This window comes from Desulforhopalus sp., from assembly GCA_030247675.1.
In the GTDB taxonomy this organism is placed as follows: domain Bacteria; phylum Desulfobacterota; class Desulfobulbia; order Desulfobulbales; family Desulfocapsaceae; genus Desulforhopalus_A.
In genome coordinates, this window is the sequence record JAOTRX010000004.1 from 147,721 (window position 1) to 167,347 (window position 19,627).

16 protein-coding genes and 1 riboswitch are annotated in these 19,627 nt (G+C 56.9%); of the genes, 4 read left to right on the forward strand and 12 right to left on the reverse strand.

What is annotated here, in order from left to right:
* Window positions 1–13: 13 nt before the first annotated feature.
* The 12 genes from OEL83_10235 to OEL83_10290 all read right to left on the reverse strand — a co-directional run bounded on the left by OEL83_10235 (window position 14) and on the right by OEL83_10290 (window position 14,616).
* Window positions 14–3,796 carry a PAS domain S-box protein gene (locus OEL83_10235; GenBank protein MDK9707416.1) on the reverse strand — a complete coding sequence of 1,261 codons (3,783 nt, stop codon included), beginning with the start codon at window positions 3,794–3,796 and terminating at the stop codon, window positions 14–16.
* A 213-nt stretch (window positions 3,797–4,009) separates the two neighbouring features.
* On the reverse strand, window positions 4,010–4,780 hold the full coding sequence (cobJ, locus tag OEL83_10240) for a precorrin-3B C(17)-methyltransferase (protein MDK9707417.1): 771 nt from the start codon (window positions 4,778–4,780) through the stop codon (window positions 4,010–4,012).
* Window positions 4,711–5,712 (reverse strand): cobalamin biosynthesis protein, encoded by a 1,002-nt coding sequence (locus tag OEL83_10245; GenBank protein ID MDK9707418.1) that lies wholly within the window; start codon window positions 5,710–5,712, stop codon window positions 4,711–4,713. The genes cobJ and OEL83_10245 overlap by 70 nt, the downstream gene beginning before the upstream one ends.
* Window positions 5,712–6,518, reverse strand: coding sequence for a precorrin-4 C(11)-methyltransferase (gene cobM / locus OEL83_10250; protein ID MDK9707419.1), 807 nt, complete (start codon window positions 6,516–6,518; stop codon window positions 5,712–5,714). The genes OEL83_10245 and cobM overlap by 1 nt, the downstream gene beginning before the upstream one ends.
* Window positions 6,515–7,729 carry a precorrin-6y C5,15-methyltransferase (decarboxylating) subunit CbiE gene (gene cbiE / locus OEL83_10255; protein MDK9707420.1) on the reverse strand — a complete coding sequence of 405 codons (1,215 nt, stop codon included), beginning with the start codon at window positions 7,727–7,729 and terminating at the stop codon, window positions 6,515–6,517. Before cbiE ends, cobM begins: the two co-directional genes overlap by 4 nt.
* Window positions 7,722–8,801: a cobalt-precorrin-5B (C(1))-methyltransferase CbiD gene (gene cbiD / locus OEL83_10260; protein MDK9707421.1), complete on the reverse strand. Its 1,080-nt coding sequence runs from the start codon at window positions 8,799–8,801 to the stop codon at window positions 7,722–7,724. Before cbiD ends, cbiE begins: the two co-directional genes overlap by 8 nt.
* A gap of 2 nt (window positions 8,802–8,803) precedes the next feature.
* Window positions 8,804–9,436 carry a precorrin-8X methylmutase gene (locus OEL83_10265; protein MDK9707422.1) on the reverse strand — a complete coding sequence of 211 codons (633 nt, stop codon included), beginning with the start codon at window positions 9,434–9,436 and terminating at the stop codon, window positions 8,804–8,806.
* Window positions 9,437–9,440: 4 nt separating this feature from the next.
* Window positions 9,441–10,787 carry a cobyrinate a,c-diamide synthase gene (locus OEL83_10270; GenBank protein ID MDK9707423.1) on the reverse strand — a complete coding sequence of 449 codons (1,347 nt, stop codon included), beginning with the start codon at window positions 10,785–10,787 and terminating at the stop codon, window positions 9,441–9,443.
* Window positions 10,784–11,740, reverse strand: coding sequence for an ABC transporter substrate-binding protein (locus OEL83_10275; protein MDK9707424.1), 957 nt, complete (start codon window positions 11,738–11,740; stop codon window positions 10,784–10,786). Before OEL83_10275 ends, OEL83_10270 begins: the two co-directional genes overlap by 4 nt.
* Window positions 11,741–11,749: 9 nt before the next feature.
* The gene (locus OEL83_10280) at window positions 11,750–12,541 is read right to left on the reverse strand and encodes an ABC transporter ATP-binding protein (protein MDK9707425.1); all 792 of its coding nucleotides are present in this window, start codon (window positions 12,539–12,541) and stop codon (window positions 11,750–11,752) included.
* Window positions 12,534–13,574 carry an iron ABC transporter permease gene (locus OEL83_10285; protein MDK9707426.1) on the reverse strand — a complete coding sequence of 347 codons (1,041 nt, stop codon included), beginning with the start codon at window positions 13,572–13,574 and terminating at the stop codon, window positions 12,534–12,536. Before OEL83_10285 ends, OEL83_10280 begins: the two co-directional genes overlap by 8 nt.
* 19 nt (window positions 13,575–13,593) lie before the next feature.
* Window positions 13,594–14,616, reverse strand: coding sequence for a hypothetical protein (locus OEL83_10290; protein ID MDK9707427.1), 1,023 nt, complete (start codon window positions 14,614–14,616; stop codon window positions 13,594–13,596).
* A gap of 165 nt (window positions 14,617–14,781) precedes the next feature.
* Window positions 14,782–14,992, forward strand: a riboswitch (cobalamin riboswitch).
* A gap of 114 nt (window positions 14,993–15,106) precedes the next feature.
* On the opposite strand from OEL83_10290, the gene OEL83_10295 reads away from it, so the two are divergent.
* From OEL83_10295 to OEL83_10310, 4 genes are all read left to right on the forward strand, one after another.
* The gene (locus OEL83_10295; GenBank protein ID MDK9707428.1) at window positions 15,107–16,090 is read left to right on the forward strand and encodes a sirohydrochlorin cobaltochelatase; all 984 of its coding nucleotides are present in this window, start codon (window positions 15,107–15,109) and stop codon (window positions 16,088–16,090) included.
* Window positions 16,091–16,192: 102 nt separating this feature from the next.
* On the forward strand, window positions 16,193–16,918 hold the full coding sequence (gene cobI, locus OEL83_10300; GenBank protein MDK9707429.1) for a precorrin-2 C(20)-methyltransferase: 726 nt from the start codon (window positions 16,193–16,195) through the stop codon (window positions 16,916–16,918).
* Window positions 16,919–18,046: 1,128 nt separating this feature from the next.
* On the forward strand, window positions 18,047–18,256 hold the full coding sequence (locus OEL83_10305) for a hypothetical protein (protein MDK9707430.1): 210 nt from the start codon (window positions 18,047–18,049) through the stop codon (window positions 18,254–18,256).
* A 117-nt stretch (window positions 18,257–18,373) separates the two neighbouring features.
* Window positions 18,374–19,540 (forward strand): hypothetical protein, encoded by a 1,167-nt coding sequence (locus tag OEL83_10310; protein MDK9707431.1) that lies wholly within the window; start codon window positions 18,374–18,376, stop codon window positions 19,538–19,540.
* The last annotated feature ends 87 nt before the right edge of the window (window positions 19,541–19,627 follow it).

The window sequence follows — 19,627 nt, forward strand, 5'->3', positions numbered from 1 at the left end:
ATTCCTCTGGCCGCTACTCTAGTCGCGGCTCGTTGTATCTGTTTCTGGCTGGTGCATCCAGGGCCTTGCGCACGCCTGCCGCCAGGTTGTTCATGGAAAATGGTTTTTGAATAAAGTGCACGTCTTCGTTGAGAACGCCCTGATGGGCGATGACGTTGGCGGTATATCCGGACATAAACATGTGCTTGATAGCGGGGTAGAGGGTTACGAGATGCTCAGCTAGGTCGCGGCCATTCATCTGCGGCATGATAACGTCGGTGAGCAGCAGGTCGATGGCACCGGCATGTTCTTCGGCCAGGCGAATGGCCGCATCGGGGGTGGCGGCCGCCAGGACCGTATATCCCTGTACCTCAAGCATGGTCTTGGTTATATCAAGGATCGTCGGGCCGTCTTCCACCAGAAGGATGGTCTCGCTGCCGCGGGCGGCGGATTCTCCCGAATCTTTGCCCTCCACGAGCGTGGCCTTTTCCAAGCAATGGGGAAAATAGATTCTGACGGTGGTTCCCTGGCCGGGTTCACTGTAGACATTGATAAAACCGTGGTTCTGCTTGACAATGCCGTAGACCGTGGCCAGTCCCAGGCCGGTGCCCTTGCCCAGATCCTTGGTTGTGTAAAAGGGTTCGAAAAGGTGCGAGAGTTCTTCGGCATCCATGCCGCAACCGGTATCACTGACGACAAGCTGGGCATAGCTGCCGGGTACTGCCCCCGGATGAAGGGCACAGTATGCTTCGTCAAGGGTGATGGCGCCAGTTTCGATGATGATCTTGCCGGTGCCTTCTATCGCGTCTCGGGCGTTGACACAGAGGTTGACGAGGATTTGATCGATCTGGGACGGGTCCATCATTATCGTCCCCGGCTTATTGCCCGGCAGCCAGGAGAGGGTGATGTTTTCGCCTATGAGGCGCTGCACCATTTTCAGCATTCCTTCGACAGTTTCATTAAAATCAAGGACCTTCAGGGTAATGGTCTGCTTGCGGGCAAAGGCCAAGAGCTGGCGGGTGAGGTCGGCGGCGCGTTCGGCCGCTTCACGGATGCTCTTTAACCGGGCGAATAGTGGTTGACCGGCATCCATGTTGAGCATGGCCAGCTGGGTATGCCCTAGGATAACGCTGAGCATGTTGTTGAAGTCGTGGGCCACGCCGCCGGCCAGACGGCCGATGGAGTCCATCTTCTGTGACTGGATGAGCTGGAGTTGCAGTTTTTCCCCCTCCGCCTCCGCCTTTTTTCGCCCGGTAATGTCCTGCAGGCTGAGCTGAATGAGGACCCTTTCCCGGTGGATAAAGGGCATCAGGTGCACCGCTGTGTCCCAAATCTCGCCGTTTGGCCTCTGGTGCTGCCATTCAAAGAAGGCAAAGCCCTTGTCGAGTGCCTCTTGGATACGCCTGGTCGCGGCCAGTTCCGAGGGATCGCCGTCATACTGCCCCGGTGTTGAGAGGTCAATCGGCAGTTTACCGAGGAGTTCGTCGCGATGGGTGAAGCCATAGATGCGTACAGCTGCCTGATTGCAATCTATGAACCGACCGGTATCCGGTTCCAGCACGGCGAGAGGAATGTGCGAATCTTGGAACAGCACCTTGTTGTAGGATTCGCTGTCGCGCAGGGCATTCTCCGCCCGCTTTCTCTCGGTGTAATCGTGGACCAGCGACAACATGACGGCCGAGCCGCCCAGGGTGATAGTTTCCGCCGACCACAGGCTGTCGCGTATTTCCCCGGATTTGGTGCGGAAACAGATCGGCTCATTATGAAACGAACCCTGCTCCTTCACCCGTTTTCCAAGGCGGGCCCTTTCTTCCGGGTTACCCCAGATTCCCAGTTCATACGAGGTATGGCCGATGGTTTCTTCCCGGGTATGGCCGGTGATACGCAGCCATCGTTCGTTGGCGTCGATAAACCGGCCGGTTTCGATATCGGAGATGACCATTGGGGCGGGTGACAGGGTGAAGGCCTTGGAAAAGCGCTCTTCGCTCTCGCGCAGGGCCAGATCGGCCTTTTTTCGCTCGGTGATGTCGGTGAGGCTGCCGATGATCGATGACGGCCTGCCTTCGGCGTTGTGCAGCAGTCGTGCCGAGAGCCAGCAATCTGCGATCGAGCCATCGCGATTTTTCAACTGTACCTCATAATCGGCAATATTGCCCTCGCCCATCAGCCGTTCCAGGAAGGCGGCGCGGTCGCCGGCTTTGGCGTAGAAGTCCTTAAGCGGTCTGCCCAGCAGGTCCTCGCGGGTGTAGAGTCCTTTGGAGAGGGTGCTGACCGATGGACTGATGTCAAGAATCATGCCGTCAACGCTTGTCTCAAAAAATGTCTCGCGGACATTATTAAATATATTCCTGTAGTTGCGTTCGCTCTTCTGGATGGTTGCTACCATCCTGTTGACGCTGTCGGCGAGAAGCTGGAATTCATCATCGGTGCCGGAGGAGACTTGCCGCCAGGTGCCGTCACGGCCGATGGTGTCGACATCGGCGATCAGCTTGTGCAGGGGGCGGGTGGTTTTCAGGCCGAGATACGAGCCGATCAGGGCGGCGGTTGTGGCCACTGCGGCGAGGAGGGCCAAGATCCACAGGCCGCCTTCCCAGAAGATTTCACTGCTGCGTTCAAGGAGCCTGGCGACCGGGACCTTGATCTCCGCTAGGGGCATGGCGGTGACCATGATCCAGCCGGTTTCCTCGACGGTGGCGGAGGCGAAGACCATCGGCCCGGAGGCGGTGGGGTGGACGTTGACGCCACTGGCGCGGCCAAGGATAGCCGCGGCCAGCCCTTGCATCTCCGGCAGGCAGGTGTCACCGATCATGGCGACCTCGCCTTCCGGCTGGGGGGTTCCGCCGGGCGTTTGGGTGAAGAGCCGCTGGTAGCTCGCGGCAATCGCCGTGGTGCCGAAGAACTGGTCGATGGCCTTGGCGGGCAGGGCGACAGGATAGCCTTCGCCATTAAGGAGCAGGGCGTAGCCGTTGTCGCCGAGCCGCAGGTCCTGGATCTGTGCGGTCATCGACTGGAGGAGAATATCAAAGCCGGTGGTGCCGATGAAGGTGTTGCCGTTATACAGTGGGGCGACGCAGCTGACCATCCAGGCACGTTTGATGGCGTCCCGGTAGGGCTTCATCCATTGCATCTTTCTCTGGGGATTGTGCTCCGCATCGAACAGCCGCACATAGTCCTCCTGCGCCTCGTTCAGTTCGTTGAAGGTGGGGTGTGCCGCCAAGCGTGCCGCGTAATCGTTGGGATAGGTGACATCGATGCCGTCGGTGAGGACGATCCAGATTAAATCGATACTATCGGGATGGAGGGAGTGGAACACCTCCATCAAAGGGGCGGCGGGCATGATCTGCTCAAGAAGGCCAATCGCCCGCTGCCGGAAGGCTGCATCGGTGCGGATCTTCTCAACTACGGCGCGGCGGATGAGCGGGCTTGACTTGCCCGCCAGCATATCCCAATTGGCATAGGTACCGTATTCGGGGTGGATGTATCCGTAGCCGGGAAGGAGTGCGTTGTCAGCCGGGTAACGCTTGCCCAGGGCCGGGGGAGTGGCCAGCGGCGTTTTTCCGGCGCCCGTGCTGACGCTTTGCCGCACGGCCTCCACCTGATCCTGGTAGGTCTTGAGGAAGGCACTGATCTTCATGGCGCTCAGCCTGGCCTTCTGCAGGACGACCTCCTTTTCCGTTGCCAACAGCGCTTGGCTACCCTGGTCGATCATCTGCGAAGCGGTATTGCGCATGAGGAAAAGCCCGATGACCCCGACGAGGAGGATGGGCAAGAGGCTGGCGACCAGGATAAGGGAGATATATCGTCTGGTGATTGACATTTTTAACGGAAAATCAAATCATTGGAGGAGAATTCATGGGAGCTGAAAACGCCTGCAGCACCTCGTAAACCTTGTTTGCCTGTATACCTTTGGCGGCGTGCTGCTCGGCAAGAGGTGGAGAATGCACAGCACTTCCGTGAGTTCACTGCATTACGATTTTAATCCTATATCAGGAGTCCATCCATCACCAAATACAAAATGCAATTTCCGCTGTTATAGCTGATATTTGTCCCGGTAGCCGCGGGGAGTGATCATCAGCTCCTTCCAGGTATAGGTCTGGCTGTTGCCGATGATGACGGTGGATTGCATGCCGATCTCGCAATCGAGCATCTTGCCAAGAGTGGTGATGACGACCGTCTCGTTGTCGCGGCTGGCGGCGGTGACGATGCCGACCGGGGTGTCGGGCGAGCGATGGGCAAGAAAGATCTCCCGGGCGCGGATGATCTGGCCGGTGCGCTTCTTGGAGCGCGGATTGTAGATGGCGGTGACGAAATCGGCCATGGCAACAGCGGTGAGCCGCTTTTCGATGACCTCCCAGGGGGTGAGCAGGTCGGAGAGGCTGACTGCGGCAAAGTCGTGCATCAGTGGCGCTCCGAGGCGGGCGGCGCAGCCGTTGATGGCGGCGATGCCTGGAATGATCTCGATCCTGCAGGGCGAGTCGGTTTCTTTGGCCAGTTCGTACACCAGGCCGGCCATGGCGTAGATGCCGGGGTCGCCGCCGGACACTAGAGCAACATCTTTCCCCGATTCAGCGGTGGTGAGGGCTAAGCGGCAGCGCTCGACCTCCTTCATCATCTCCGAGGAAACCACCTCCTTGCCGGTCAGAAAGTCCGGGATCAGATCAAGATAGGTCTTATAGCCGATGATGACTTCAGCCTGGTTGAGGGCGTCGCAGGCCGCAAGGGTCATTTGCTTTACTGATCCGGGTCCGGTTCCGACAACGAAAAGGCTGCCCGGGCGATTGCCATGGTTACATTTTTCCATTTTCTTTTCCTGCTGAGAAGATGATTGCTGCCCGCGCTGAGGAGGGCGGCCGGTTCGGCGACGCCGATGGCGCCGACCGCCTGCAGTGCGGCAAAGGATATTGCTAGGTTGTGAAGGGTATTTATTTGTTCGCCGGGGAAGAAATCAACCTGCCAGCCGTGCCCGGCGGCAAATTGTAGAAGGCCCGGTTCGTCGTCTTTTTTGTCGATGGAGGCGAGGTTGCGGATGCAGGCCACGTCGAGGCGGAGAGCCGATAGTAATTCGGTCAGGGCCGCCTCGAACTCTGCCTTCGGGGTGCCCCGGTTGCAGCCAACACCGATCACCAGATTGCGGGGGCGGAAGATCGTCGTTTCTCCGGCAAAGCCGGTTGATGCCGAGACGATAATATCAGCCTGTGCGGCTTCGTCCACCCGGATTAGCCCTGGCGGCAGGGAGATCACCGTCTCGTCGGTATAGAGGCGTAACTCGCCGCGGTTGACTAAAAGGGCTGCTGCTGCAGTAAGCTTCTGCCGGCTGGGGGGTACCAGGGCCTGCGCCTTCGCCCAGAGATCGAGGGCGGCAAGATGCAGGGTGTCGGAGGCGGTGGTGATGACCGGCGTCCCACCGGTCAGTGCCGCCACCTTGCGGGCCAGCTCGTTGCCGCCGCCGAGGTGTCCGGACAGGAGGCTAACGGCATGTTGACCCCTCTCATCCATGACGATGACGCAAGGGTCGGTGTGTTTACCCTGGAGCAGCGGCGCGATGGCCCGGACGACAATGCCGGTAGCCATGATACATACCAGGCCGTCAAAACGCTGCCAGTTGGCGGCGATGAGCTCGGCAATTTTTTGCTCCTCGGCCTGGTGGAGGAGGGATGCTCCCTCAAGGCGGGCGACAAGTTCCTGGGCCAATTTTTTACCGCCCTGGGTTATGGCGACAATGGCGACGTTCATTACTCGCCGCTACCCTGGCGATAGCCGTGGGTAAAGCTGCGGTCGTAGAGCTTTGACAGGGCCGGTGGCGGGCCATCGGCCAGGACCCTGCCAACGGCGATGATCGCCGTTTTGGTGATGCTAGCCTCTTTCACTTGGCCGGCAATGCTTGCCAGGGTACCGCGCAGCTGCCTTTCGTCAGGCCAGCTGACCTTCTCGACAATGGCAACCGGGGTATCGGGCGGATAGCCACCGGCGATGAGGTCGGCGACCACCTCGTCGATCATGCCGACGCTGAGAAAGATCATCATCGTCGCCTGATGGCCGGCAAGGGAGCTGAGGTTTTCGCCCTCAGGAACCGGCGTTCTGCCGCCGCGTCTGGTAAAGATGACCGTCTGCGACACCTCCGGCAGGGTCAACTCGGTGCCGAGGGCCGCCGCCGAGGCGGTTCCAGAACTGACTCCGGGGACGACAGTGAAGGGGATGGCATGGTCGCGCAGCAGGGTAATCTGTTCATTGATCGCCCCGTAGATCGACGGGTCGCCGGTGTGCAGGCGGACCACGCGTTTGCCGTCCTGCCAGGCCGCAAGGATGAGGGCAAAGACCTCATCGAGGTTCATCCCCGCCGAATCGTGGATCTCCGCGGTGAGGCCTTCAATAAGGGAACGCGGCACGAGGCTGCCGGTAAAAATAACCAGATCGGCTTCCCGCAGGAGGCGCTGGCCCTTGACGGTGATCAGCTCCGGATCGCCAGGCCCGGCCCCGACAAAATGGACCATGTGGCGGGGTGGAATTCCTGAGGTAAACAAGTTATCTGCTACGTTCATCGGCTTCCTGTCATGATGGATATTGGATTGAAATGTATGGTATTTCCGTGTGGATCGGTGCGCGATACCTGGACGGTTGCGCTCTGGACGGTAAAGCCCGCCGCCCGCAACAGCCCGGGGGCGGTGTCGATGGTCTTTTGTGCCACCCCGTTGACCACCAGGATGCCACCCTCGGCAAGCCGGGCGGCAACCGCCGGGATGATGGCCGGAAGTGCCCCGCCGCTGCCGCCGATAAAGACCCGTTGCGGGTCAGGGAGCCCGGCCAGGGCCTCCGGGGCCCTGCCGGGAACCGCTACTATATTGAAACAGCGGAATTTGACAATATTCTTTTTGATGTTTGCCAATTCTTCGTCCTTTTGTTCGATGGCGAAGACTGTCAGCCGTGGATTGGCGCGCGCCGCCTCGATGGACAGCGAGCCGCTACCGGCCCCGACATCCCACAATACCCCGGTTTCCGGCAGGCGCAGCTGGTGAAGGGTCGCCGCCCGTACCTCGTTCTTGGTGATCAGGCCGCGACTATGATGTATTATCTCCTCTGTCAGGCCGAGGCGGTATTCCGGGATGCTGAGTGCGGCGCCAGGTATCAGAAGGCATATGACGTTCATGGCGGAAAACCGCTGCGACCTGGCCTCATCAAGGCTGCATGAAGTGATTCTCTCTGTTGATAGGCCGATATCTTCGGCGACCAGCATTCTGATGGCGGCCGGCAGTTCCTGCTCGCCTATGGCCTGCAGATAGTCGAGGATCTGCCCGGCCAGGAAGTCCGGGCTGTTGGCGGCATCGGTCAGGATAAGGTGTTTGGCGTGGCCGAGCAGCAGGCCGGGCAGATGGCTGGTGGTCCGGCCATGCAGGCTGGTAATCCTGGCATCATCCCAGGGGATGCGGAACAGGGCGCAGGCCCGTTGTACCGAGGATAAGGCCGGGAATAATTCAATCTTCTCCTGCGGGAATTCGCTCAGCAGGCGGCGGCCGATACCGTAAAAAAGGGGATCGCCGCTCGCCAGGATCGCTACCTTGCCGTGGGGTAGCGCCTCGCGGATCTTTATCAGGGCGCCCTGCAGCGGAGTGATACTCAGGTACCGGTCGGAAAAGCCGGGGATCATTTCGCTATATCGCTCTGCCCCGATAATCAAGGTGCACTGCTGGAGGAGTTGCTCCTGCCAGGTCGCCAGCTGTTCCTCGGCAATGCCGATGACGAAGATCCTAGTCATGGGCGATGAGGTCGGCTTTATGATTTACCAGATAGACGTGCACCGCGCCGCCGGTTACCCCCTGGCAGTATTCCCGGGCCTTGCGGCATACCGCTAGGATCAGATCCTGTCTGTCGGCTGCTTCGAGGTGGTCGTACATCTCTCTTGCGGTATTGGCACCTTCGATCTTGCCAAGCAGCTCTCCTGCGGCGCCAAGGCTTGCCAAAAGACCGACCCCGTCGGCCACCTCCAGGGCGCCATGCCGTACATGGGTCTGCGGGATGGCAAGGGCCGCCTTCATGACTTTCGCCCACATTCCGGCAAGGTGCACCGTGGCAAAGGCCCGCTGCGCCGCCTCCTTCAGGGAGAATTCCAGATAATCGCCCATCATCGCATAGGCCTCTTCCGGCAGCTTGAGAAGCTGCTGGGCGCCCTTCTCGGAGGTCCGGCCGGTGGACAGTACCACCTCGGTAAGGCCCGCTTCTTTTGCGACATCAAGGGAGGCCTTGATGGTGGCGGTCCAGGCGTCGGCGGAGATTGGCCGGACGATGCCGGTGGTACCGAGAATCGACAGGCCGCCGGTGATGCCCAGTCGGCTGTTGAGGGTCTTTTTCGCCAATTCCTCGCCGCCGGCAACCGAGATGATCACGGTAATCTTTTCACCGCCGGTAACCTCTTGCACCGCCTGGCGGATCATCTGCCGGGGTATCGGATTGATGGCCGGTTCGCCGACCGCAACGGCCAGGCCCGGTTTGGTGACCTGACCGACACCCTCGCCCCGGCATAGCCGGATATTGCCAAGGAGTACGCAGTTGCCGGCGCCGAGCCGCTTGCGGCCGGTGCTGACGCTGGCGATAATCTCGGCGCCGTTGGTGACATCAGGGTCGTCTCCGGCGTCCTTGATAATGGAGGCGATGGCGCCACCCTCGGTGGTCCTGCAGGTATGTACCCGAAAGGTCTTGCGGCTGCCGTCGGGGAAGGGGATGGCGATTTCCTCCGGGCAGAGCCCCTCCATGAGGGCAAGGGTTGCTGCCTTGGCCGCGGCTGCCGCGCAGGCGCCGGTGGTAAAACCGCTGCGGAGACGTTTACCCATGGTCACTCCGCCGCCAGCTTGATCAAGGCGTTGATGATCGCCGCCGCTACCGGGCTGCCGCCCTTGCGGCCGAGACTGGTGATATAACAGGAGTTTTCTTCAACGAGGAGGGCCTTTGATTCGGCGGCGTTGACAAAGCCCACCGGCACACCGACGATCAGCGGGGCGGGGGCCGGAGCGCAGGCATTGGCGTTGCGGATCGCCTGAACCAGGGCAGTGGGGGCATTGCCGATGGCGATGATGCCGATATTAGGGCCAAAGCTCTCGGCAATCGCCACCTCCGATCTGGTTTTTTTGCTCGTCGCAGCCAGGGCTGCAATCTCTGGATCGGCAACCCGACAGATGACCTTACCACCAAATTTTCCGAGGCCGACCTTGCTGATCCCAGCCGCCACCATGGTGACGTCGGTGAGGATGTCCTTGCCGTCGCGGATCGCCTGGATGCCTCTGGCAATCGCCCCAGGGGCAAAGCGCATGCTGTCCTTGAAGGAAAAATCACCGGTGGCGTGGATGACCCGCTGGATGACCCGGAAGGTCTGTTCATCGAAGTCGTGGGGGCCGAATTCGCCACTGATGATCTTAAAGCTCTCCGCCTCAATTTCCGTGGGTGCTACCTGCTGCAGCTGCACTGCCATATCGTTACTCCAGGCAATAATTGATAAATTCACTCGCCACCTGCGGCGCAAAGCCGAAATGGAGATGCATATAACCGCCGAGGACCCGGCGGTAGGCGTAGCCTTCTTTGCCCACTGCGCCGCTGGTTATCTCGTAGATCCGGGCAATGTCTGCGGGCATCGGGTCGATGTTCGAATAATGAAATTCATGGCCGCGCATGACCGTCCCCGCCGGCCCGAAACAGCTGGGGGCTGTGGTGCGGACCTCGCGGTAGCCAAGGCTTGCCCGCTTCTCCTGCATCCTTGCCCGGACCGGAAAGGCGCCGACCATGGGATGGAAGGCCCCTTGGCCGTCAACAATACCCTCGGTCAGATACATGAAGCCGCCGCATTCGGCGTAGACCGGCCCGTCGCCCTCGATCCATTGACGGATGGATTCGCGCATCGCTTCGTTTTTACTCAGCTGTTCGGCATAGAGTTCTGGGTAGCCGCCGCCGAGATACATACCATCGATACCCTCCGGAAGCTTTTCATCGATCACCGGGCTAAAAAATATCAGCTCTGCCCCGGCTCTTCGCAGCAGGTCGAGATTGTCCTCGTAATAAAAACAGAAGGCCCGGTCTCTGGCAACTGCTATTCGGCATGGTCGTGCCGGTGGAACCGGTAAATCATCACCGGCCCTGATCTCGACCTGGGCGCAGAGGGATAAAATTCTATCCAGGTCGATATGCCGGGCAACCGTATCGGCGAGGAGTTGTATCGCCTCTGGGCTAAGCGGTGCCTCGTCGCTCGTTAAAAGGCCTAAATGCCTGCTGGGGATGGAGAATTCCAGGGTGCGCGGCAGGTAGCCGAGGACCTCGGCCTGGCAGTGTTCCTCAATGGCCTCCCGCACCAGCTGCAGGTGACGGTCGCTGGCGATGCGGTTGAGAATCACGCCCTTCGGCGCCGCCTCAGGCAGCAAGGTCTCAAAACCCTTGACGATTGCCGCGGCGCTCTCGGCCATGGAGCGCACGTCGAGGACGAGAATCCCCGGCAGCTTGAGGGTCTTAGCGAGGATGCCGGAGGACGACAGGCCGCCGTCGAACATGCCCATGACTCCCTCGATAACGGCAACGCCCGCGCCCCGACTATGGCGCTGGAAGGTTGCGCGGGTGAAGGCCTCACCGCACATCCACAGGTCGAGGTTGCGCGACACCGTGCCGGTGACCAGCTGATGCAGGCCGGGGTCGATGAAGTCCGGGCCGCATTTAAAGGGCTGGACGCGCAGGCCCCGTGCCCGCAGCGCCGCCATCAGGCCAAGGGCCACGGTGGTCTTGCCCGAGCCGCTGGACGTTCCGGAGACGATAAATGACGGGACAGTCGAGTTGCTCATGGCTTGCCGGCCGCCTTGCCTTTTGCTTCTGGGTAGAAGGCGGCGTTGAGCTGTTCAATGCCATTGAGGATGCGCAGGGTAGGGCGGGACACCAGGGACTCGGCGATGAGGAGAATTCGGCCCTCGCGCACCGCCTTGATCGCCTGAAAACCCGGTTCGTCGCGGATGGTGGCCTCTTCAACCGGATTCATCGTGCCCTGCTGGGCAAGAAAGATATCGATCTCGCCGCCGCGACTGAGAAGACGCTCCTTGCCGTAGGCGGCGATATTGGTTTCCCGCACCTGGTCGGCGTCGGCTGCGAGATTGATGCCGCCAGCCTGTTCCAGGACATAGACGGCAATGCTGTCGGCGGCAAAGGTCTTCATCTTGCTGTGAATCGACTGGAAAAACACCCGCGGTCGCTGGCTGGCCGGGACATCCCGCAGGCGGGCCTGCACCACGGCTAGACGGGCAGTAAAGCCGGTAATCATTTCCTCTGCCTGTTGCTCGCGGCCGGTGAGGCTAGCGAGAGTTCGCCAGTAGGCAAAGATCTCTTCAATAGTATTCGGTTGTAAGGAGACAACCGTAATGCCCGCCAGGCGCAGCTTATTGATAAATTCCGGGTAGGAGCGTTCGATCATCGGCCGCACCAGCACCAGGTCGGGGCGGGCGGCAATGAATTTTTCCGGGTCGTCACGGTAGGAAAAGGTTGGTTTGCCGAGAACCTCCGGCGGGTAGTCATCGCCCTTGCCGATGCCGACCAGGAGGTCAGCCGCGCCGAGGCTGCAGAGATTTTCGGTATGGGCCGAATATAAGGAGATGATCCTGGTAAAGGGCCGGGTAATCTCCAGCTTTTGCCCTGAACTGTCGATCACCGTTGTGCCGCTGGCCGGGACAGGCTGCGTCAGGCAGAGACAGAACAGGAGGGCGAGCAACAGGGCAGTGGCAAAATGTCTTTTGGGCGGGGAGGTCATGGCATACCTTTACTGAAAATATTGGAAACTCACCTGATGTGCCTGATTATATGGGTCTATTGAGACCTGCGCCGCGACTCCGAAGACCTCGGCAATGGTCGCCGCCGTCATCGTTTCGGTGGTGGGGCCGTGCTGCTGCAATTTTCCGTCCTTCATGAAAATCAGATAATCGCAATAGGCCGCCGCCAGGTTGAGGTTATGGATGACGGCGATAATCGTCCTGCCTTCTTCGCGGACCAGGCGCCGGGCGAGATTGAAGATCTGCAGGGTGTACTTGACGTCAAGGCTCGACGTCGCCTCGTCAAAGAGCAGCACCGGCGTATCCTGGGCAAGGGCCCTCGCCACCACCGCCCGCTGTTTTTGGCCACCGGAGAGGGTATTGGTATAGCGGCCGCGCAGCTTGCTGATGCCGATTGCCGCCATGGCCCGGTCAACCGCCTGCCAGTCTTCCTGGGAAGGTGATGCGAAGCGGTCGATATGCGGATGCCTGCCCATCATGACGATTTCCTCGACGGTAAAGCCGAAACCGGTGTCAAATTCCTGGGGGACGAGGGCCAGCTGCCGGGCAAGATCTCGCTTGCTGTAGGAGGGGAGCGGCTGCGACCGGTAGTTGATAGTACCGGTTTGCGGTTTTTTGCAGCCGGTGAGAAGGTCGAGAAAGGTCGTTTTGCCGCAGCCGTTGGGTCCGACGATGCCGTAAAATTTGCCGGGAGCAAGGCTGAGACTTAAGTCGTTTACGGCCAGTGTGCTGGCGTAGGCAAAGGATAATCCCTGTATTTCAAAGAGATAATCGCTATTCATAGCTTCTGCCCTTCTGTTTCTGGCGGAAGATGACGCAGAAAAACGGCCCGCCGATGAGCGCGGTGAGGACGCCAATCGGCACCTCAGTCGGCAGCACGGCGCGGGTTACGGTGTCGGCGACAAGGAGCAGGATGGCACCGGCAAAGGCCGAGGCCGGCAGCAATTTGCGGTTGTCCGGGCCGACAAGGTAGCGCATGAGGTGCGGGACAATGAGGCCGATAAAGCCGATGATGCCGGTGATAGCGACGCAGACCGCGGTGACGAGAGAGGCGGTGAAGAGAAGGATCTTCCGAACCTTGGCGGTATCGACACCGAGGGCATCCGATGACCTTCGGCCAAGGCTCATAATGTTCAGGTCGCGACCGTAATACAGGGTTATCGCCGCTCCGAACAGCACGGCACAGCCCACCAGTGCCACCCCCTTCCAGGTGCTCGCGGCAAAACTGCCCATCAGCCAGAAAATGATAATCGCCACCTGTTCGTCGGCCAGGTATTTCAAGAAACTGATACCGGCGGAAAGGATGGCCGAGGCGATGACCCCGGAAAGAATGAGGGTCTGGGCCGAGATCTGGCCGTTGAAGGTGGAAAGACGCATGACCGTCAACAGGGTAAGGATCGCTCCGATAAAGGCGAAAAGCGGGGTAGAAAAATGGCCGAACAGGGTGACATTGGCAAGCAGGGCAAGTGAGGCACCGAAGGCGGCGCCGCTGGAAATCCCCAAGGTATACGGGTCGGCAAGGGGGTTCAGAAGAATGCCCTGGTAGATGACGCCGCTCATCGCCAGACCCGCCCCAACCAGTGCGGCGGTGAGGATGCGCGGCAGGCGGACGTCCATGACCACGTAGGGCACGGTCTTTTCCAAACCGTCGAGCAGCGATGGATTGCCGAAAACCTCGGCGCCGATAACGCGGAGAATCCCCCCCGCATCGATCGCCATATAACCCATGCCGGTTGAGACGACAATCGTCACCGCCGTTGCGGCGGCAAGAATGAGAGTCAGGGCTATGAATTTCTTTTGCGAGTGACGAAGCATAGCAGCCGAATTGGGCAAATCAAGCAAGGAAATAATACATAAAGGCCACCACGACGACACACAGCGCCCGCACCACCTGGCTGGTAACGACCAGCTGCACGGCCAGCTGCGGTGCATAAATTCCAGTGTAATAGGGCAGTTGGTGGCGAATTGCCCTGATCGGTGTCGAAAGGATATTGCCGACCAAAAGGGCCAGAACCACCTCCTTGGTAGTAAGACTGTTTTCAGCAAGGAGGACGCTGGCAGCGGCGAGTCCCGCGGAAAACTCGGTGGTCACATGCAAAACTACAATACCCAGGCTCTGTGGGTTGAGCCAGGACAAAAACCAGGCATTGGCGGCGATGTATTCCTCAAGCCGGGTAAATAGACCATATCTATTGAAAAGAAAAAAGAGGATATACACCGGGATCATGAACAGCATCACCTTGCCAATCCGTTTTTTCAGGCGTCTAAAGCTCTTGACCAGGGCGTCACGCCAGCCGATTTGCTTTGCGCCGGGCGCGGCAGTGTAAGCGGCACCATCACTGCCCGGCAAGAGTAAACGACCGCCGCCTACCACCAATAAAGTCTGCAGAATGGTTGCGGCAAAGGTCAGTCCGACATAGAGGAAGGCACCGCTTTTAATCATCGGCGCGGTAAGGAAAAAAACCGTCGGCAGATGGAGAAAAAAGCGCGGCAGGGAGTTGAAGAGGTTGGCAAGGTATAGCTCGGTTTTGGCCATTCGTCCCTGGTCGTAGGCCTCGGCGAGCATGGTGTTGGAGGACACGCCGGAGATGAAGGCAATGGAAAAGCTCGCGCCGGTGATCGATGATAACCGGCCCATTCGCAGTAAAGGGCGGACAAGCCCCGCCAAGCGGTGGGTCCAGTTGAGGCTTTCGATGAAATTGGCGATAAACAGACCGATACTGATAAAAAAGGCGATTCTGGCAATCGGCAGGATGATCTGCGGCCAAAGCTCTGCGAGGAGATCCTGGTGCATGGTGATTGGGACAGGATGTTGGAATTGCTGGTCAGCTCCCGGTACCGTCTTCTCTACGGTCAAGAAATGCCGGGGCGGTTGATAATTCAGGGCGATACTACACCCGGTGAAGGAGAAAGCAAATAGATATTATCGACAGGCGATTCGGGCAAAAGAGCGGTTATGGTGTTGGTCTCGCCAAGCCAAATTGCCGGGAAAAGAGTTGACTTTCTTGCCCGCTGCCTGTTTACTTGCCATCACGTTTCAGGCGCTTTTCTTGTCCGCCGCATTGGGGGGTACGGGCAAAAGCTTAAAAGGGAACCTCGTGTAAGTCGAGGACGGGCCCGCCGCTGTAACCGGGTACAAATCCACGTTGAGCCACTGGGAGACAATCCTGGGAAGGTGTGGAAGATTGGCTGATCCGGGAGTCAGAAGACCTGCCTGAGGTGTTTCGTCGCTTATCCCGTGGAAAGGATGCTGCAATCGATACGAGGACAACAGGGACTCCCCGGATCATCAATGGTGATTCGGGTTTTTTTATTCTCCGGATCACGAGCACCAAGGAGGATTACCCATGTTGTCGCTGGCCAGCAGAGTATTGGTCGTCGCCCTTTTCACCGTTGTTGCCGCTACGTCTGCCATTGCCTCGGGTAATGCACCTACCGAGGCAAAAACCGCCATACTTCTTGCCAGTTTTGGCACCACCGTACCGTCTGGTGTCAAAGCCCTCAACAATATCACCGAACAGGTGCGCAAGGCCTATCCGAAAACGGAGGTGCGGATCACCTTTACCTCGAATATGGTCCGTTCCGTATGGAAAAAGCGCCGCGCCGAGGCCGACAAATGGCTGGCCCAGGGCATCCCATCCGAGATTCTCCATGTCAAAAACATCATCCAGGCCATGGGTGATCTGCAGGAAGACGGTTACCGCAATATCATCGTTCAGCCCACCCATATGTTCTATATGGAACAATCATACGACCTGACTAGCTATGTCAGCGCCCTCGGTTCGATCAAGACCCTCAAGGCCAAATGGCAGCCCTTTGATAGGGTTATAATGGGGCGGCCAGCTCTTGGCATGCCCGGTGACCGGTACAGCTATTCCGACGATATCGACCGGGTTGTCAGGTCTCTTGCCGGCGATGTGGCAATGGCCCGCAAGGAGGGGGCGAGCCTCCTCTATATGGGGCATGGCAACGAAAACTGGTCGACTGGCATCTATGCCGAAACCGAGAAAAAGATGCGGGCAGCCTACTCGGACGTCGATACCTTTATCGGTGTTGTCGAGGGCACTCCGTCATTGGACGACCGCTTGCCGGCAATGAAGGCCGGCAAATCAAAGAAGATACAACTCCGGCCTTTTATGATCACCGCCGGGGACCACGCAGTCAATGACATGGCGGGCGAGGACAAGGATTCATGGAAATCGATACTTCAGGCCGAGGGCTTTACCGTGCAGCCGGTTCTGGAAGGACTGGGGTCGAATCCGGCCTTTGCCGCGCTCTTTGTTGAGAATATTGCCGATGCCGCCAAGGAAGGCGGTCTGACTTTGCAGTAGCCAGGCAACCGGCTAAGCCTGGTGGTGCACTCCAGGAGGGTGGTAAGCGGCAGTGCCGTCCGCACTCCTCTTTAGCGGAAACATTGGAAGGAAGGTAAAAAAATGCAGGGAACATTTTATGTGGTTGGTGTGGGGCCGGGAGATCCGCAGCTCATGACTTTGAAGGCGGCGGCAATCCTCAAAAAATGTCCCGTCTGGTTTGTCCCATCGGCCTTTGAAAACGGCGGCAGCATGGCCCTGAAGATCGCCTCGGGGGCCGTGGAGCAGAAAGGGAAAACTATCCTCAGTCATCGTTTCCCGATGAAACAGGTGCACCGCGGCCAACCGGCCGATCCCGAGGTAAAAAGCGCCTGGCAGGAAGCGGCCAAGACCATTATGAGTCATCTCCAGGAAGGCCGGGATGTGGTGTTCCCAACCCTGGGCGATCCGGCCATCTATTCAACCGCTTACTATGTCTGCGAAACCCTTCAGGAATACGGCTCGCCCTTCAGGGTTGAAATTGTTCCCGGGGTCTCGGCCATTGGTGCCTCTTCCGCCGCCGCCACCGTGCCGCTGTGCCTGGGCGATGAGCGGCTGGTGGTCATTCCGGCGACCTTTGAAAACGAGCGCATCCGCGAACTGCTGAACCTCTGTGACGTGGCGGTGTTTATGAAGGTACATACGGTCATGGAACGCCTGGTTGGTTTGCTCGATGAGTTGGGGCTTGCCGACAAGGCGGTACTCGTCGAACGGTCAAGCCTTGAAGACCAGAAGATCTGGACCAATGTCCGTGAGGCGGTCGGCCGGGAAATCCATTATTTCTCGACGATGGTAGTACGCAAGGGATGAGAGGCTCTGCGGTGTCCGACAAAAAAAGGGACGAGATCCTGGCAGAGAAAGCCAAGGAGGCTTTCACACGCTGCGGCAATTGTGCCCAAGCATCGTTTGCGGTTCTTCAGGATGCATTCACGCTTGATATCATCCACCCCAAGCAGCTTTGGGCCTTTCCTTTCTACATATGTTTGGAAACTGCGGGTGCATGACATGTGGGACTCCAAGGTTCTTACTGAATCATGCCGCAATTGAAGCCTGCTTTCATACTCAGTTCTACCCGCCGCCAGTCGGCTCCAGTCAATTTTGGGGTTTCCGGCATCTTTTCGCCGGTTGCCTGGATTATGACTTTTCCCTTCCGCGCATCTAATTGTCCTTGAGTTCACCCGCTTTCTTTGTTATGAAAAAGTGTGCCTTCCTCTTTTATCAAGTTGTTGTTCTGCTGATTTTCATAATTTGGCGAGTATCGCTGGGAAGCTGCATCTTCCAGAATAGTTCGATGGCCTTTTGCGCTTGCAGCCGCAACATTTCAGGTTGATTGATTTTGCCTAGTTTTTTGATAAAGACAAGAACCGAAGATTTCCAAGTGAATGAGGGTTTATCGTTCAGGGAAAAATCCCAGTAATACCGCAACTATTTTATGAAAAAATGGCAGTCTTCGATAGGAACACCCTGATCGTTGTTAAAAGGAGAGAGGTTGTTTGCAATAGCACGTGGAAGCAGGGCCCTGTGGTTATATAGGTATAGGTACCACCTGTTTTCTGCATGTTATAGCTGAGTTGAGCAGCTTGTCTGCTCGTACGAAACTTATGCCCTTGTGGTATATGCAGTTAGTAGACGACCTGCATCCTCCTGAATGCGTTGTATAGAAGCGTTAGGCTCGGAGATAGAGGACTATAGAATAACTTGTTGAACTTTTGATATTGCATGAAAAATACAAGAAGATAGGCGCGTATTTTGCTTTTCTAGTTAATATCACTTTTATGGGTGTTGGCTGGAAGGTTCCGTCCAGTTAATACCTTGTTGAGTCTGTAGAAAAAGGCAATTCTTGATGAATTGGCTTATATGATATCAAGTAGTTACGAGTCACAAAAAGCTCGTTTTCGGGGTTTTTCTACAGACTCGTTAGTCCTCTGGAGATAGCCCATGAAAAAGGCAGAATTCGAGCAGGCGGTTCGAGATGAGCTTCGGCGCGTCCCAGCTGAGGAACGTCGAACCTGGGATGACAACAAACTGTTTTTCTGGTTCATGAAGGCTAAGAGCGATAACCCGGACCTCACCTGGGACCGGTGCCCAGGTGATCCTTGGCAATGGGTCCCTGGCATTTGTAAATACTTGATCGGCCCAAATGTTTGAATATCGGACGAACCCCACGTTCAACTCGGACCCAACCGACACTGGCAATATTCATGTCTCTGTTCATCTTCCGGTCTCCGATTGGCCCGGTTAACTTCTTTCGTTGGGTATTTAAAAATGGCAAACACGGTATTCATTCTTGGAGCTGGATTTTCTTTCGACGCAGGTATTCCTCTCCTCGGAAGATTCATAGAAAGGATGCTTTTGATTGCTGCTGAAAGAGATAAAACTACAGGTAAGCTTTCTGGAAATGATAGGAAGCTGTTTGACAAAGCCTTAGATATTCGCGACTCGATGGATGGCTACCATGGGCGAATCTCTTTTGACGACAGGAACATTGAGGATATCCTTTCTATGCTGGCCTTTAGCGTAATGGGAACTACTGGCCTAAGGAAACCTCGTGCGAATCTTGATGCGTTTATACAAGCGATCTCGAGAACTATTGAGCTAACTTGCGCGGTTAAGCACCCAGGACCACCGATTGAAAAAAAATCAGGTTTTACAATTGTTGATACTGGACCTGCAATGTACCGCCGTTTTTGGCAAGCGCTCTTTAAGGCATATAATACTGGCATGGACTTTCCTTGCCTTATTACTTTCAATTATGATCTGGTCCTAGAGCGAAGTCTTTTTCAGGTTTTAATTAACAAGATTTATAACCCCTCTAAAAACCGTTGTCCTTTTGACAGCTTCCACTTGAATTATTCGTATAAAAACTCGCCAAACTTCTATGGTGCAATTGAGCCATGTCAATATCAGTTACCAGAACACTCGTATGTACATGGAACAAAGGTCATTCCGAAAGAGGTGCAGGGGGGCAAACACTTGAATATCGATATACTTAAGTTGCATGGGTCTCTGAATTTCTCAAGGCCAATAACAAGCGAGCATAATCAAAATCCATGTGAAGTAGTGGAGAACCCATATATATTGCCGCCTATATCAAACAAGTCTGCTAGTCCCGCAGGTGAAGAAATTTGGGGAAGAGCGCTTACTGAACTAAGAAATGCCAAGAATGTTGTTTTTATTGGGTATAGCTTACCAACAACTGACATCTATATGCAATTCTTTATTAAGGCGGCTCTTGGACCAAATAAAGGTTTAGAAAAAGTGATCGTGATCGATCCTGTTTTTAATGAACCTTCTCAAGAATGTGAAGATATGAAAGTTAGGTATAAGAATTGTTTCTCTGAGCAACTCCGTCGTCGTCTTTCCTTTTCACCAATTACGGCAGCAAAGTTCGTTGGTGAACTAAGCAAAGATCCTGGTGCATATATTTATTGATAGCTCAGTAGGTTGGGACAGATACCAAAATGATAAATGAAGGGACAGGCAATATATACTGCACTAACAATATAATGCACCGGGTGA

What these genes read in the sequence shown, in the direction of transcription:
- OEL83_10275 (MDK9707424.1), bottom strand. Translation starts at nt 11,740, where the DNA reads ATGACCTCCCCGCCCAAAAGACATTTTGCCACTGCCCTGTTGCTCGCC.
- OEL83_10305 (MDK9707430.1), top strand. Translation starts at nt 18,047, where the DNA reads ATGAAAAAGGCAGAATTCGAGCAGGCGGTTCGAGATGAGCTTCGGCGC.
- cbiE (MDK9707420.1), bottom strand. Translation starts at nt 7,729, where the DNA reads ATGACTAGGATCTTCGTCATCGGCATTGCCGAGGAACAGCTGGCGACC.
- cbiD (MDK9707421.1), bottom strand. Translation starts at nt 8,801, where the DNA reads ATGGGTAAACGTCTCCGCAGCGGTTTTACCACCGGCGCCTGCGCGGCA.
- cobJ (MDK9707417.1), bottom strand. Translation starts at nt 4,780, where the DNA reads ATGGAAAAATGTAACCATGGCAATCGCCCGGGCAGCCTTTTCGTTGTC.
- OEL83_10235 (MDK9707416.1), bottom strand. Translation starts at nt 3,796, where the DNA reads ATGTCAATCACCAGACGATATATCTCCCTTATCCTGGTCGCCAGCCTC.
- OEL83_10270 (MDK9707423.1), bottom strand. Translation starts at nt 10,787, where the DNA reads ATGAGCAACTCGACTGTCCCGTCATTTATCGTCTCCGGAACGTCCAGC.
- cobI (MDK9707429.1), top strand. Translation starts at nt 16,193, where the DNA reads ATGCAGGGAACATTTTATGTGGTTGGTGTGGGGCCGGGAGATCCGCAG.
- OEL83_10265 (MDK9707422.1), bottom strand. Translation starts at nt 9,436, where the DNA reads ATGGCAGTGCAGCTGCAGCAGGTAGCACCCACGGAAATTGAGGCGGAG.
- OEL83_10295 (MDK9707428.1), top strand. Translation starts at nt 15,107, where the DNA reads ATGTTGTCGCTGGCCAGCAGAGTATTGGTCGTCGCCCTTTTCACCGTT.
- OEL83_10310 (MDK9707431.1), top strand. Translation starts at nt 18,374, where the DNA reads ATGGCAAACACGGTATTCATTCTTGGAGCTGGATTTTCTTTCGACGCA.
- OEL83_10245 (MDK9707418.1), bottom strand. Translation starts at nt 5,712, where the DNA reads ATGAACGTCGCCATTGTCGCCATAACCCAGGGCGGTAAAAAATTGGCC.
- OEL83_10280 (MDK9707425.1), bottom strand. Translation starts at nt 12,541, where the DNA reads ATGAATAGCGATTATCTCTTTGAAATACAGGGATTATCCTTTGCCTAC.
- cobM (MDK9707419.1), bottom strand. Translation starts at nt 6,518, where the DNA reads ATGAACGTAGCAGATAACTTGTTTACCTCAGGAATTCCACCCCGCCAC.
- OEL83_10285 (MDK9707426.1), bottom strand. Translation starts at nt 13,574, where the DNA reads ATGCTTCGTCACTCGCAAAAGAAATTCATAGCCCTGACTCTCATTCTT.